Origin of the sequence: Pseudoalteromonas tunicata (genome assembly GCF_002310815.1) — a bacterium.
GTDB classification, from domain to species: domain Bacteria; phylum Pseudomonadota; class Gammaproteobacteria; order Enterobacterales; family Alteromonadaceae; genus Pseudoalteromonas; species Pseudoalteromonas tunicata.
In genome coordinates this window covers 3,575,897-3,589,164 of record NZ_CP011032.1, presented here as the reverse complement: position 1 = coordinate 3,589,164, position 13,268 = coordinate 3,575,897, and the positions used below count along the sequence as shown (strand labels likewise).

At 40.9% G+C, this 13,268-nt stretch carries 12 protein-coding genes; 4 read left to right on the top strand and 8 right to left on the bottom strand.

Features of this window, described 5'->3' with window-relative positions; all coding sequences use genetic code 11:
* Positions 1–25: 25 nt before the first annotated feature.
* Positions 26–1,843, bottom strand: coding sequence for a DNA helicase RecQ (recQ, locus tag PTUN_RS16245; protein WP_009840653.1), 1,818 nt, complete (start codon positions 1,841–1,843; stop codon positions 26–28).
* Positions 1,844–1,969: 126 nt separating this feature from the next.
* Between recQ and PTUN_RS16240 the strand changes: the two genes are divergently transcribed.
* Together PTUN_RS16240 and rarD are read left to right on the top strand one after the other, a co-directional pair.
* Complete coding sequence (locus PTUN_RS16240) at positions 1,970–2,422, top strand: thioesterase family protein (protein WP_009840652.1); 453 nt, start codon at positions 1,970–1,972, stop codon at positions 2,420–2,422.
* A gap of 174 nt (positions 2,423–2,596) precedes the next feature.
* On the top strand, positions 2,597–3,526 hold the full coding sequence (rarD, locus tag PTUN_RS16235) for an EamA family transporter RarD (protein WP_009840651.1): 930 nt from the start codon (positions 2,597–2,599) through the stop codon (positions 3,524–3,526).
* A 52-nt stretch (positions 3,527–3,578) separates the two neighbouring features.
* Here the strand turns inward: rarD and PTUN_RS16230 are convergent, their stop codons facing one another.
* From PTUN_RS16230 to maoP, 3 genes are all read right to left on the bottom strand, one after another.
* Positions 3,579–4,817 carry a response regulator gene (locus PTUN_RS16230; RefSeq protein WP_009840650.1) on the bottom strand — a complete coding sequence of 413 codons (1,239 nt, stop codon included), beginning with the start codon at positions 4,815–4,817 and terminating at the stop codon, positions 3,579–3,581.
* A gap of 157 nt (positions 4,818–4,974) precedes the next feature.
* Positions 4,975–5,913, bottom strand: a complete 939-nt coding sequence (locus PTUN_RS16225; RefSeq protein WP_009840649.1) for an ATP-grasp domain-containing protein — start codon at positions 5,911–5,913, stop codon at positions 4,975–4,977.
* Positions 5,913–6,281: a DUF413 domain-containing protein gene (gene maoP, locus PTUN_RS16220; protein WP_009840648.1), complete on the bottom strand. Its 369-nt coding sequence runs from the start codon at positions 6,279–6,281 to the stop codon at positions 5,913–5,915. Before maoP ends, PTUN_RS16225 begins: the two co-directional genes overlap by 1 nt.
* 92 nt (positions 6,282–6,373) lie before the next feature.
* Between maoP and PTUN_RS16215 the strand changes: the two genes are divergently transcribed.
* Positions 6,374–7,243 carry a LysR family transcriptional regulator gene (locus PTUN_RS16215; RefSeq protein WP_009840647.1) on the top strand — a complete coding sequence of 290 codons (870 nt, stop codon included), beginning with the start codon at positions 6,374–6,376 and terminating at the stop codon, positions 7,241–7,243.
* Between the two features lie 52 nt (positions 7,244–7,295).
* On the opposite strand, the gene PTUN_RS16210 is transcribed toward PTUN_RS16215, so the two are convergent.
* The 4 genes from PTUN_RS16210 to asnC form a co-directional block, all read right to left on the bottom strand.
* Positions 7,296–8,441, bottom strand: coding sequence for an OprO/OprP family phosphate-selective porin (locus PTUN_RS16210; RefSeq protein ID WP_009840646.1), 1,146 nt, complete (start codon positions 8,439–8,441; stop codon positions 7,296–7,298).
* Positions 8,442–8,703: 262 nt separating this feature from the next.
* Positions 8,704–10,785 carry an ATP-dependent DNA helicase RecG gene (gene recG, locus PTUN_RS16205; protein ID WP_040644363.1) on the bottom strand — a complete coding sequence of 694 codons (2,082 nt, stop codon included), beginning with the start codon at positions 10,783–10,785 and terminating at the stop codon, positions 8,704–8,706.
* A 65-nt stretch (positions 10,786–10,850) separates the two neighbouring features.
* Positions 10,851–11,540 (bottom strand): tRNA (guanosine(18)-2'-O)-methyltransferase TrmH, encoded by a 690-nt coding sequence (trmH, locus tag PTUN_RS16200; protein ID WP_009840644.1) that lies wholly within the window; start codon positions 11,538–11,540, stop codon positions 10,851–10,853.
* 69 nt (positions 11,541–11,609) lie between these two features.
* Entirely contained in the window at positions 11,610–12,068 is a 459-nt protein-coding gene (gene asnC, locus PTUN_RS16195; RefSeq protein ID WP_009840643.1) for a transcriptional regulator AsnC, read from the bottom strand.
* Positions 12,069–12,261: 193 nt separating this feature from the next.
* Here asnC and asnA point away from each other — a divergent pair, with 193 nt between their 5' ends.
* Positions 12,262–13,257 (top strand): aspartate--ammonia ligase, encoded by a 996-nt coding sequence (gene asnA, locus PTUN_RS16190; protein ID WP_009840642.1) that lies wholly within the window; start codon positions 12,262–12,264, stop codon positions 13,255–13,257.
* Positions 13,258–13,268 lie beyond the last annotated feature (11 nt).

Here is a 13,268-nt window from a genome sequence, read left to right as displayed (position 1 = left end):
TGTATTTTGCTTGCACCTAAAACAATTAACTATTAGCTAAATAGCTGCGAATTAAGTTCATAAATGCGCCGCCGTATTTGGTTAGTTTGGTAAAACCGACCCCAGAGACTTGTAAAAACTCACGATCGTTAGTGGGGGTCAGCTGCGCCATTTCAGCCAGCGTTTTATCGTTAAAGACCACATAAGGTGGTACATCATCGGCATCAGCCAATTCTTTACGTAAGGCACGGAGTTTGGCAAATAATTTTTTATCGTAATTAAATTGTGCCAGTTTATCTTGATAAACATGCTGTGCTTGCAAGCGAGGTTCGGCTAGCTGGAGTTGATATTCACCGCGCAGTACAGGGCGAGCGGCTTCGGTTAAGCGTAAAATGGAGCCTAAGGTAATGTCTTGTTGTAATAACCCCTGATGAACGAGTTGGCGTAAAATGCTGAGCCAAAATTCCACACTGTGTTCTTTACCAATGGCGAAGGTGCTGAGTTCATGGTGGTTATTGTCACGAATACGGGCAGTATTAGCACCGCGTAACAGTTCAACTATATAGCCCATGCCAAACTTTTGCTCAGCGCGATAGACACAAGAAAGTGCTTGTTGCGCCACAATCGTACCATCAAATTGTTTGGGTGGATTAAGGCAAATATCACAGTTACCACACGCTTCGCGCTGATATTCCGAAAAGTAGTTGAGTAAAATTTTTCGCCGACATGTTTGTGCCTCGGCAAAGCTGGCCATGGCATTAAAGCGTTGCTGCTCTACTTTTTTACGCTGCTCGTCGACTATATCTTCAAAAAACCGTTTAACCCGAGGAATATCTGCGGGGTCAAAATACAAAATTGCTTCGGCAGCCAAGCCATCACGCCCAGCACGACCCGTTTCTTGGTAATAAGATTCAATATTTTTAGGAATATCGTAATGGATCACAAAGCGTACATTAGGTTTGTTAATGCCCATACCAAAGGCTACGGTTGCCACCACAATATGAATATCATCTTTGGCAAAGGCCGTTTGTACAAAACTGCGCTGTTGATTTTCAAGCCCGGCATGATACGCCGCAGCATTAAATCCGGCCTCGACTAATTTGGCGCTAATTTCGTCTACCCGTTTGCGGCTGGTGCAATAAATAATACCACTTTGGCCGGGTTGCGCTTTGAGATAACGAATAAGCTGAGACAGTGGCTTAAATTTTTCTTCAAGGGTGTAACGAATATTGGGTCGATCAAAGCTGCCAGTATAAATATACGGGCTATTAAGGCGAAGTTGCTGCACGATATCGTGACGCGTGGCGGTATCTGCGGTTGCAGTCAGCGCCATTATTGGGATCGCAGGAAAGTACTCTTTTAAGCGATTGAGCTGAAAATAGTGCGGGCGAAAATCATGCCCCCAATGTGAGACACAATGCGCTTCATCAATCGCAAATAAGCTAACCGGTAAGTGATGCAAGCGTTCTATAAAATCGGCCAGCAGTAAGCGTTCTGGCGCGACATAAAGTAGTTTAATCTTACCTGCGTGTAAGTCTTGGTAAATCGCCATGCTTTGTTCGCGGGTTAAACTTTGATTTAAGCATTCCGCCGAGACACCGAGCGCCTTTAATTGCGCAACTTGATCTTGCATCAGCGAAATAAGAGGCGATACCACAATGGTAATGCCCGGCAAAGCTAATGCTGGGATTTGGTAACACAAAGATTTACCGCCACCGGTTGGCATTAATACCAAAGTGTCTTGACCTTGTGTTGCTGCGGTTATGACTAAGTCTTGGCCGGTGCGAAATTGATCATAACCAAATACTTCTTTAAGTACTTGGTGAATATCGCTGCAGCTTTGTGGTGTCGCTTGAGGTGTCATCATCGGCGCATTTTAGAGCTTTTTAAGCGGCTTGTCTGTAGTCATCTGGCTAAAGCTTTGTTTTGCTTTTGCATAATGATTCACTTATCTTGTTTTAAGGTCATACCAGTTACAGAGGATTATTGAATGAAACAACATGCGATTGCCCAAATGGGGCAGCTGTTTGTGAAGCAGATGCCGTTTAATGTTTTTTTGCAATTAACGGTAGAGCAGTTAGATGCAGAGCGGGCGGTGATAAGTTTTCCTTTTCAAGAAGTATTAATTGGTAACCCGATGCAAAAAATTTTACATGGTGGCGTGATTTCAGCGGTGCTTGATAATGTCGGCGGCATGCTAGCTGCCGCGTCAATTATCGATAAAACAGCCGAAGCAGAGCTTTCGGGATTAAACGAGCGCTTAGCAAAACTGGGTACGATTGACTTACGCACCGACTTTTTACGCCCTGGCCGTGGCGAGCGTTTTACTGCTAGCGCGACGCTGATCCGTTCTGGCAATAAAGTCTGTGTTTGTCGCATGGAAATGCACAATGAGCTTGGGGTGCAAATTGCGTTTGGCACCGCGACTTATTTAGTAAGTTAGTAAGGTATTGATTATTTCATTTACTATGGAATACCTTGTTAACGGGTTTGAAATCAATGCATTTCTTAGTTAAGTGTTTAGTTATTTAAGTTAAATTTATTTTTTATCTCATATCGCAGTAAATTCATTCAAGGTGGGCTAAAATGTGCCACCTTTTTATTGTTGTGATTTAACATGTCTGTTCAAACCGAGCAAAAGCAAGGCATGCTCTTTGCTATTGCTGCTTTTTTGATGTGGGGCCTTGCGCCTATTTATTTTAAGTCTCTTGATACTGTTGCTGCGATGGAAATTCTTGTTCATCGTGTTGTTTGGTCTTTTTTATTTTTAATCTTGATTGTGGTTGCCATTAAACAATGGCACAAAATAGAGCATGTCTTAAAGCAGCCAAAGCTTTTAGCTATGTTGGTGGTAAGCGCCAGTTTACTGGGGTTTAACTGGGGGTTATTTATTTGGGCGGTGAATAATAATCACATGCTTGATGCCAGTTTAGGCTATTACATTAATCCGCTATTAAATGTTTTGCTGGGCTTTTTATTTTTAGGTGAACGCTTGCGCCGTTGGCAAGGAGTTGCTGTTGCCCTTGCGATGACGGGGGTGATCATTCAAATGATTAGCTTTGGTTCATTTCCTGTAATTGCCTTTGCTTTGGCTAGCACCTTTGCTATTTATGGTTTAATTCGTAAAAAGTTGGCGGTAGATTCTTTGCCTGGTTTATTACTTGAATCACTGATTTTATTACCCGCAGCCCTTATTTATTGGTTTGCTTTTATGGAATCAAGCTCAGCAGATTTAACTTTAAATAGCTGGCAATTAAATACCTTATTGGTAAGTGCTGGTGTAGTAACAACCTTACCACTGTTGTGTTTTACTGCAGCAGCTAAGCGTTTGCAGTACACTACATTAGGCTTTTTTCAATACCTTGGTCCAAGCTTGATGTTTTTACTTGCAGTTAGCTTTTACGGTGAAGTATTTGGCGTTGATAGAATTATCACTTTTGCATGTATCTGGGGAGCTTTGGCATTATTTAGCTGGGATTCTTATCGTTTTAGTCAAAAAACTAAAAAGCGGTTAAAACAACAATCAATGAATGCTGAAATTGCTTAACCTTAGCTATTAAAGCAATACACTTTTATTTTTTGATATCTTTTGCATCGGCTCATGCTGTGATGAGCCGATTGCGACCGTCACTTTTTGCTTGATATAAATATTGATCGGCAATTTTTAAAATTGCATCTACATTAGTCTCGTTTGAATCTGCCAATCCAATTGATAAAGTGAATGGGATTTTTTTCGAACTAAAGCTTGGGCTGTTTAATTCAACTGACATTCGAAAAGCTTCAAGCTGTTGTGAGGCCTCAGCTGATGTGCTTTGTTTAAAATAAACCGCAAATTCTTCACCGCCTAAACGGGCAATTAAATGCTCTGAAAAATGTAATCTAAAATGATCAGCAAGTCCTTTTAATACTTCATCACCTGCGTCGTGCCCATAATTGTCGTTAATCGCTTTGAAAAAATCGATATCTATCATGGCTAAAATTGTTGAGTGCTGAGCTTGCACATTTTTTTCGATATTGAGTTGAGTTTGTTCAAAAAAATAGCGTCGATTTGGAAGGTTGGTTAAATAATCACTGTTTGCTTGCAAGCGGATGGTGGCAATGGCATCGAGCATCTCGATATTTTGACTTAAACGGCAATAAAACTCTTCAGGATAAAATGGTTTACTGATGTAATCATTGGCACCACTTTTTAAAAATTTAGCTGAGATTTGATTATCTTTTGAACTTGAAATACCAATTACAGCGAGTTCTTCGTTACTGTAGGTTTGCCTAATTTTGGCTGTTAGGGTAATGCCATCCATATTGGGCATTTCGTTATCGCAAATAACAACTTTGATATCGGGATAAATATTAAGTTGCTCAAGAGCCTCAAGGCCATCGCAAGCAAGAGCTACCTTATATTTATGGCGCTGAAGTAGATTACTTAAGTGTTTTCGAGTGGCTGGTGAATCATCCACAATCAAAATACGAACAGCTTGATTTTTAGGTAAGCGGCGCAGTTGAGTTTCTAAGTAATTATAAGATTGGCGAATTTCTTTGGTGATGTAATCAACAATCGGATAGCGTAATACGGTATCGCGGGTTTGGTTATCGAGCTTACCTGTCATTACAATGGTTGGGATTTCAGCGCCTATGGTAAATGGAATGGCTTCACCATCATTTGCGTCTGGCAGTACATAATCAACAACAGCGCAAAAATAATCATTTTCTTCAATTAAGGCAATGGCTTCACCGAGTGAATAGGCTAAATCAACCTCAAACCCTAGTTTTAGTGCGATATGTTTTTGTACTTTTGCAATAGAACTATTGTCTTCAATGATGAGTAACTTATTCGGCACAAATACTCCTGCTTAATAAAACACCGGTTGGAAAATTGTTTACTGGTGTTTAGTTTAGCTGAGCTTTTTCAGGATGCTGAATTTTAATGGTATTTTTATATATGATAAGGAAAGAGAAAATGCATGCTTTCCTTGCACGCACTTAACGAAGCTATGTTTAGCTTGCTGCTGTTTCGTTAGGGTTTATTTTATCGAAAATACCTAAACGAATTCTGACAAAGTGAAGAATTTCTTTAGCTACATCTATGTCGATACACGATTCTAAACCTTCAAATCCTGGCGATGAATTAGCTTCACAAATTTTGTAATGGCCATTATCAAACAGTAAATCGATACCTGCAATATCAAGGTCAAGGGCGTGAGAGGTCTGCAGTGCAAGCCATTCAATTTCAGGTGTGATAGGGAACGGCCTTGCGCTTCCGCCATTACTGACATTCGCTTTAAAGTCGCCATCGACCGCGCGACGTTCAAAACAGGCAATCACACGGCCGCCAATGGTAAAAACTCGTAAATCACGACCGTGGCTATTACTAATAAATTCCTGCAAAATGATATTAGCATTTTTATTGGTAGCCTCAATCAATTGCATTAAATCGCGAAATTCACTTTTACTTTTAGATAAAAATACACCGCTGCCTTGTGAGCCAGAAAGCGTTTTAATTACAACTGGAAAACCAAGGGTTGTTTCTACCAAGTCAACATTGACTGGAAATTTAACCAACATGGTTTTAGGAGTTGGTAAGTTTTTTTCGGCCAAAATCTGCTGAGAATACAGTTTGTCTTTAACGGTTTCGATCGCGACAGAGGTATTAACACAGTAGACACCGAGGCGTTCAAGGTGACGTATGATAGCTAGCGCAAAGTAAGTAGTACCTGCACCCATACGCGGCATTACAAAGTCAGGCAAAGTCACATATTGGCCGTTGATCATGATACTTTTATCATCTTCACGGGTTACTGTGATGTCGAACTCATCGGGCGAATAAACTTCTAGTTCAATCCCCGATTCTTTTGCTGCGTCAACCAAGCGTTGAATTTCGTAAGTCTCTGGCTTAAGTAAAGTTGCAGAGTCTTTAAAGATGATCCAACCTCGCATTAAAATTCCTCTATTTGGCGACCGTAGCTTATTTCGCTGCCAGTACTTTTTGATTTACCAAACACGGTGTGAAAACGAGCTGCGTTGGTAGTAAGTTTTAAATATTTTAGCCATGCTTTTTCAAATGCATTGCTTGGCTCTTGTTCACCTTGTAAGGTTTTAACAAACTGAGTTTGTAGGTCATTACTCGGTTGAACCGTTTTTTTATGCAGGGCTTGTAAGATGGCACCATAGTTTTCTAGGATTTCAGCTTCTAATAACGTAAAGTTACCGCTGCGGCTAAATCCTCTTGGAAAGTTAGCGTCATCGTAGAAAAGTTTATCAGATGTAAACGCGTGCTTGAGCGCTGTAATATCTTGATTAGACATACAGGTTCCTTTAGGACAAGAATATTCGATGCGAGCATATACTAAGAACGGATGAGAATTAAACAAAAAAACTTTATCGTGAGGATGAGTGGTTGGATATAGATTTATTAAAAACATTTGTGGAAGTTGCTAATACACGACACTTTGGTCGTGCGGCCGAAAACCTGTATTTAACGCAATCTGCGGTGAGTTTTCGTATTCGACAGTTAGAGCAAACATTAGGTGTAAATCTATTTTTAAGGCAGCGTAATAATATTCAGCTCACCACTGCTGGCGAACGTTTGCTTCCTCATGCCAAAATGATTATTACCAGTGTGCAGCGAGCTCGATTAGAAGTAGCGCTGGCTGAAGGCACTAATAAGCAAATGTCGCTCGCTGGTACGCCTAATATTTGGGATGCCTTTTTACAATTTGGCATAGCGAATATTATTTCAGCCATGCCAGGTGTTTCTGTGGTCGCTGAAGTTAAAGCGCAGCAAGAAAGCACTCGCTTATTATTAGAGCGCACGTTAGATATGGCGGTATTATTTGATCCGCCAAAAGTGGATGAGCTTAAAGTGGAGCGGATTTTTGAATTGCCTATTTTACCTCTTACCAGTTTTGATGATTGCACCCAGCATAACTTTTTCGAGAATAAATATATTTATGTCGATTGGGGAACGTCATTTGCACTTTGGCATGCAGATTTAGCCGCCAGTAAAACACTCCCTTATGTGCGCACCAGTACTGGGCGTATTGCGCTTGATTTATTGTTGCAGTGTGGCGGTAGCGCGTTTATCCCCGAAACGTTAGCCAGTAAATACTTAAATGATGGTGTACTTAAACACGTTGAAGATATGCCAAGAACATCACGCGAAGTATTTATTGCTTACCACAAAGACAATGATCAAAAAGAAGTCATCGAAAAAGTAATTGGGATTTTGACGCAAATTACGGTACCAAACGATTTTAATGAAGAATAAAAAAAAGCGGCAATTAAGCCGCTTTTTTATCGTTAGATATTTGCTGGTGTGCTTACCAAGTTACTTGTAAGCGAGCTGCAATTGAGGTTGCATCGTAGTTAGCATGCTCGTCGCCATCGCTTGATACTAGATTGAACATAGCGCGCATGTTGTTATTGATGTAGTAGTTTGCACCTAATGTGATTGCATCTACTTGGCCACCATATACACCTGCATCTTTATCATTTAAATCAACACTTGAGAAACGAGCGGCTACTTCCCATAAACCATCTTTACTTGGTTTAACACGTTTGAATTTACCTTGATGTGTAGCATAAGGGCGAGTGGCGCCATTAAACAAATAAGACGCTGATAAGTAGTAACCATCAAAGCTGCTATCTTTACCTGTTGTTGCATTCACATCGGCAGTCATGTACTCACCTAATACTGTGATTGAGCCAAATTTCATTGCTGTTTCTAGTGCATACATATTGTAGCTATCGGCAGCTCTGTTGCCTGAATCTACAATACGGGTGTCAGCTTGGTGTGATTCTGGGCGAGTACGAAAACGTACTGTTGCACCTTCAGATAACTGACGAGTAGAGATTGATGCACCAAACGAAATGAGTTGGTCTTTGCTGATCACTGGTGCGTAATTAAAACGACCGTTAAATCCTAATTCTTCATCGCCATTAGTACCAGCATTAACATCTTGGCCATAAACGCCATAATTAGCAGTCCAATTATCACCCCATTGGCGAGCTGCAATACCCATAGCACGGTTTAAACCAAATGCTTCAACAACAGCAGCACGTTCAATGAAAGTAACATCGTTTGAACTTGTTTGTGGCTCCATACCAAACGCTTCAATTTGGCTACCGATTAAAATCTCAGTATTTTTATAGCCGTTGTAGCTGATGTAGGCATCTTTAATTGCTTCGCTTGAAATGAAGTCATATTGCAATTTGTAACCCCATTGCTCCATTTTTCCACTAGCTGCAAAACGAGCACGACGAATTTCAGTGCCATTATTTAAGTCAATGTCATCGCTGCTAAATGCTGCGGCATCTAATTGAATACGACCATTAAATTTGAAGCTATATTGACCATCATCTGACTTAACTTCAAAACCACCTTTAGTTGATACTTCAGCTGCATACAAGCTTGAAGAGGCTAAGATAGCGGCGGTAAGAGTAGAAAGTTTCATTAACTTATTCATTTTTCATTCCTAACTAACAGTCGTAGAGTGTCACACTCGTAATGGGTAGGCAGATGCCCTGTATTTGATGTTGAATATGGTAATGGTTAAATATTACTTAAATATTACAATCGACATCAAAAATAACTATTAGTTAAATCTTTTTGTCACATTTCTTATTAGTAATTGATTTTTATGGCTTTTACTGGTTTTGTTTAAGTCTCTTTTTTGTCATTTTAGTGTATTTTATCGGTAACAATTTATTCTGTACCGCTAAAAAATATTATGCTTGGGCATAATGTTCCCGTTTCGCCAACCAGCGTTCAATGAGTTTTTCGCTTAAATCTGGGTGATTATTTAACAGAAAAATCGCCATTGGACGCACATCACGAACCAGCGCCTGATCGCGCACTAAATCAGCAATTTTAAATTCGGCTAAACCCGTTTGTTTACTGCCAAGGACTTCACCTGGGCCTCGAATTTCGAGATCTTTTTGTGCAATAACAAAACCATCGTTGCTTTCTCTTAGCACTGCTAGTCGCTTTTTGGCAGTATGGGAAAGTGGCGCGTGATAGAGCAATAAACAATGAGATGCTATCGCGCCACGGCCAACACGTCCTCGTAATTGATGAAGCTGTGCTAAGCCGAGTCGTTCGGGATTTTCAATAATGATTAAACTTGCGTTGGGTACATCAACCCCAACTTCAATAACCGTGGTTGCAACCAGCACATTAATCTCGCCTTGTTTAAACTGCTCCATAATGGCTTGTTTTTCTGCGGGTTTCATTCGACCGTGTACTAAGCCAATTTTGAGTTCGGGTAAAAGCACTGTGAGTTCTTTTGCATTATCTTCGGCGGCTTGGCACTGTAATACTTCTGATTCATCAATCAGTGTGCAAACCCAATAGACTTGACGTTGTTGTTGCGTGCAGGCATTGCGAACTCGTTCAATTATTTCTTCACGGCGCGTATCTGGTAAGGCTACGGTGGTAATGGGGGTGCGCCCCGGTGGCAGCTCATCAATAATTGAGGTTTCTAAGTCAGCATAAGCGGTCATAGCTAATGTACGAGGAATTGGGGTTGCAGTCATGACTAATTGGTGCGGATAGCAATCTCCAAACTTTCCTTTTTCGCGCAGCTCTAAACGTTGATGCACGCCAAAGCGATGCTGCTCATCAATGATAATTAAAGCCAAATTAAAAAATTGCACCTGAGTTTGAAATAAAGCATGGGTGCCAATTATCATTTGTGCTTGACCATTGGCGAGATTGGCGAGCGTAGCTTCGCGCTCTTTACCTTTCGTTTTACCCGCCAGCCATGCGACCTCAATATCTAATGTGCTAAACCAATTTTTAAAACTAAGGTAATGCTGCTCGGCTAAAATTTCGGTGGGTGCCATTAAAGCAACTTGATAGCCTTGGCCTATCGCTGTTAATGCAGCAAGGGCCGCGACTAAGGTTTTACCTGAACCAACATCACCTTGGACGAGCCGCATCATCGGATGCGCCAAGGTTAAATCTTGTTTGATTTCAGTCACTACGCGTTGTTGGGCATGAGTTGGCTTAAAAGGTAGCTGCGCTAAAAATTGCTGTTCTAAAGCGTGATTACTCTGCAGTTGCACAGCTAAATGCGCTTGTGCTTTTTGCCTTAGTTTTAACAAGCTGAGGTTTTGCGCGAGTAATTCTTCAAGGGCTAGACGTTGCTGTGCAGGGTGCAAACCTAGAGCTAATTGTTCGGTACATACATCGGGTGTAGGCTGGTGCAAAAACAATAAGGCTTGTTTTAAACTCAACTGCGCTGGTTGCAACTGCGCAGGTAATAACTCTTCAATATCATATTTTTTTAGTAATTCAACGGCTTGGTCGCACAGGTTACGCAAAGAAAGTTGTTTTAAGCCTTCGGTCGTTGGATAAACTGGCGTAAGCGTTTCATCGGTAATAATAGTTTGATACTGCTCGACTAACGAGTATTCGGGATGCGCCATTTCATAACCGACTTGGCCGCGGCGGACCTCGCCAAAACAACGGATCACTTTACCGGCGACTAGATTGTTTTTTTGTGCTGCTGTAAAACTAAAAAAACGTAAGGTGAGCCGAGCTGTACCATCATTAATTTGGCAAATCATCATTTTACGTTTACCAAAGGTGACTTGGCAGTGTTCAATTTCGCCAATAACAGTAACATGGCTATGGGCTTGGAGTTCACAAATCGGGTAAACCCGAGTACGGTCTTCATAACGCAGCGGTAAATGAAACAGTAAATCTTGCACCGTACGAATATTGAGTTTGGCTAATCGGACAGCAAGTTTTGGCCCTACACCTTTGAGTTGGTCGACACTATAAAGCGCTAAATTTGGCAGCGACACCATAAAACGATCCCTTGTCGCGGATATTAAGCTATCAATATCAGTTTGTTAGTTAAACAGCAAGTTTAGTTGCTGTAGCGTAGGCTATCCCAAAATGCGTCATCAGCAATAATCTCACCTTGTTCATCAAGTGGTGGATAGTCAATACCTTTTGCTTGGCATTGTTTTGCTATTTTATCGTGGCAACCTTCAAATAATAAGCGATGCTTGATGCTATCGGGTAAATTACCTTGTTGGTAGAGCCCAGCGTCTTGGCGTTGTTTTTGTGCTTCATACAAAATAATGGCGGCTGCAACAGAGACGTTAAGTGATTGCACCATGCCGACCATAGGAATAATGATGTGTTGATCGGCAAGCGCTAGTGCTTGATCAGAAATACCGAATTTTTCTTGGCCTAAAATAATCGCTGTAGGGCGGGTATAGTCGATGGCTCTAAAATCAACGGCTTGTTCAGAAAAATGAGTCGCTAGGATCTGGACGTTAGGCGTGCGGCTGCGGATTGTCGCTATCGCATCTTCAACCGTATGATGGATGTGATTTTCAGTCCAGTTTTTGCTGCCACCAGAAGTGCTACTGGTAAGGCGTTTACCACCTTCAGGCCAGACTGAGTGAATATGATGAATGCCGACCGCATCGGCACTACGCACAATGGCAGATAAATTATGGTGTTTGTGAACTTCATCTAAACACAAGGTGAGATCAATTTGGCGTTTATCCAATACGGCTTTAATTTTTTGATAACGACTATTAGGCATTGGGAATATCTGTTTGGTGAACTTACCGCATTATAACGGAAAAAAAACAGATAAACCCAGTTTGGATGATTATGGAATTACATCGCGAGAAATTGGATTTTGCAGTGAAATCAAGGTTTCGGTTGATTGAATCGCATCAATCGCTTGTATTTTGCTGATCAACACAGTTTGTAAATGATCAATTGAGCGAGTCATCACTTTAATAAATATACTGTAATTTCCGGTGGTGTAATAAGCTTCAACCACTTCTTCAAGGGCATCTAATTTAGTGATGGTATCTGGATAGTCTTTGGCATTTTTTAAATTTATGCCAATAAAACAACAGACGTCGTAACCTAATTTTTTAGCACTAATGGCGACTTTAGTTCCTTTAATAATGCCTGCTTGTTTCATCTTCTCTACACGTACATGAATTGTGCCCGCGCTGACAGCTAAATTTTTAGCCAATTCGGCATAAGGAATACGCGCATTGTCCATTAACGCATGCAAGATGCTGCGATCGAGATTATCGATTTGATAATTTTGCATTGTCAAAAAAGCCTTTTTTTATAGATCTAACAATATATGCCTTACTTTATTGATGATATTAATTAAGTAAAGTTGTTTTTGTTGTGGCTTATTGAATAAAAGTGCGAATTGGTTGACGATAGCTTCATTCAAAGGCGGTTTTAAGGTTAAATCGTCAATTTATTACGCTAGATTTGGGAATGAGGATTTTCACATGGCATCACAGTATATTCAGACGCAGCAGCAGATCAGTAAAGCAAAAGCATTGTTTGCAACGCAACTCGAAAGCAAATTAGGGCTTATTGAAGTTCAAGCGCCGCTTTTGGCTCAAGTAGGGAATGGTATTCAAGATAACTTAAGTGGTCATGAGCAAGCGGTAGCAGTAAAAATAAAAACCATGCCAGATGCGCAATATGAAGTGGTGCATTCACTGGCAAAATGGAAACGTAAAACGTTGGCCGATCATGGTTTTTCAGTTGGTGAAGGGCTTTACACCAATATGAAAGCACTGCGCCCAGATGAAGATAAACTAACTCCAATTCATTCGGTGTATGTTGATCAGTGGGATTGGGAAAAAGTAATTTGCATTGAAACTGAACGTAGTTTGAGCTTCTTAAAAACCACAGTTGAAACGATTTATCAGTCAATCAAGGCAACCGAATTACAGCTCGCAACTTTATATGGCTTAACGCCTTTTTTACCACAACACATTCAATTTGTGCATGCTGAACAGTTAGCGCGTGATTACCCAGCACTTAGTGGCAAAGAAAGAGAGCAAAAAGTAGCGAAAGAATTTGGTGCGGTGTTTTTAATTGGCATTGGTGGGCAGCTTAGTGATGGTGCTATTCATGATGTACGTGCCCCTGATTATGATGATTGGTCTACGGCAACATGTGAGCAATTTTCCGGTTTAAACGGTGATATTTTGGTTTGGAACCCAATTTTGAATGATGTATTTGAAATTTCATCAATGGGTATTCGAGTTGATGCAAAAGCGCTTCAGCATCAGCTGGCAATTACCGGAGATGAAGACCGCTTAGCGTTTGCTTGGCACCAGCAATTATTAGCAGATAAATTACCGCAAACGATCGGGGGGGGCATTGGTCAATCGCGGTTAGTGATGCTGTTGCTACAAAAGCAGCATATTGGTGAAGTGCAAGTCGGTATTTGGCCTGATGAAGTATTAGCGCACTACAGCGCTATATTATAAATCTCTATGCT

Excerpts from the sequence above, each read along its gene's own strand:
- rarD (WP_009840651.1), top strand. The coding sequence starts at position 2,597 with ATGTCTGTTCAAACCGAGCAAAAGCAAGGCATGCTCTTTGCTATTGCT.
- PTUN_RS16240 (WP_009840652.1), top strand. The coding sequence starts at position 1,970 with ATGAAACAACATGCGATTGCCCAAATGGGGCAGCTGTTTGTGAAGCAG.
- PTUN_RS16210 (WP_009840646.1), bottom strand. The coding sequence starts at position 8,441 with ATGAATAAGTTAATGAAACTTTCTACTCTTACCGCCGCTATCTTAGCC.
- trmH (WP_009840644.1), bottom strand. The coding sequence starts at position 11,540 with ATGCCTAATAGTCGTTATCAAAAAATTAAAGCCGTATTGGATAAACGC.
- recQ (WP_009840653.1), bottom strand. The coding sequence starts at position 1,843 with ATGACACCTCAAGCGACACCACAAAGCTGCAGCGATATTCACCAAGTA.
- PTUN_RS16225 (WP_009840649.1), bottom strand. The coding sequence starts at position 5,913 with ATGCGAGGTTGGATCATCTTTAAAGACTCTGCAACTTTACTTAAGCCA.
- asnA (WP_009840642.1), top strand. The coding sequence starts at position 12,262 with ATGGCATCACAGTATATTCAGACGCAGCAGCAGATCAGTAAAGCAAAA.
- maoP (WP_009840648.1), bottom strand. The coding sequence starts at position 6,281 with ATGTCTAATCAAGATATTACAGCGCTCAAGCACGCGTTTACATCTGAT.
- asnC (WP_009840643.1), bottom strand. The coding sequence starts at position 12,068 with ATGCAAAATTATCAAATCGATAATCTCGATCGCAGCATCTTGCATGCG.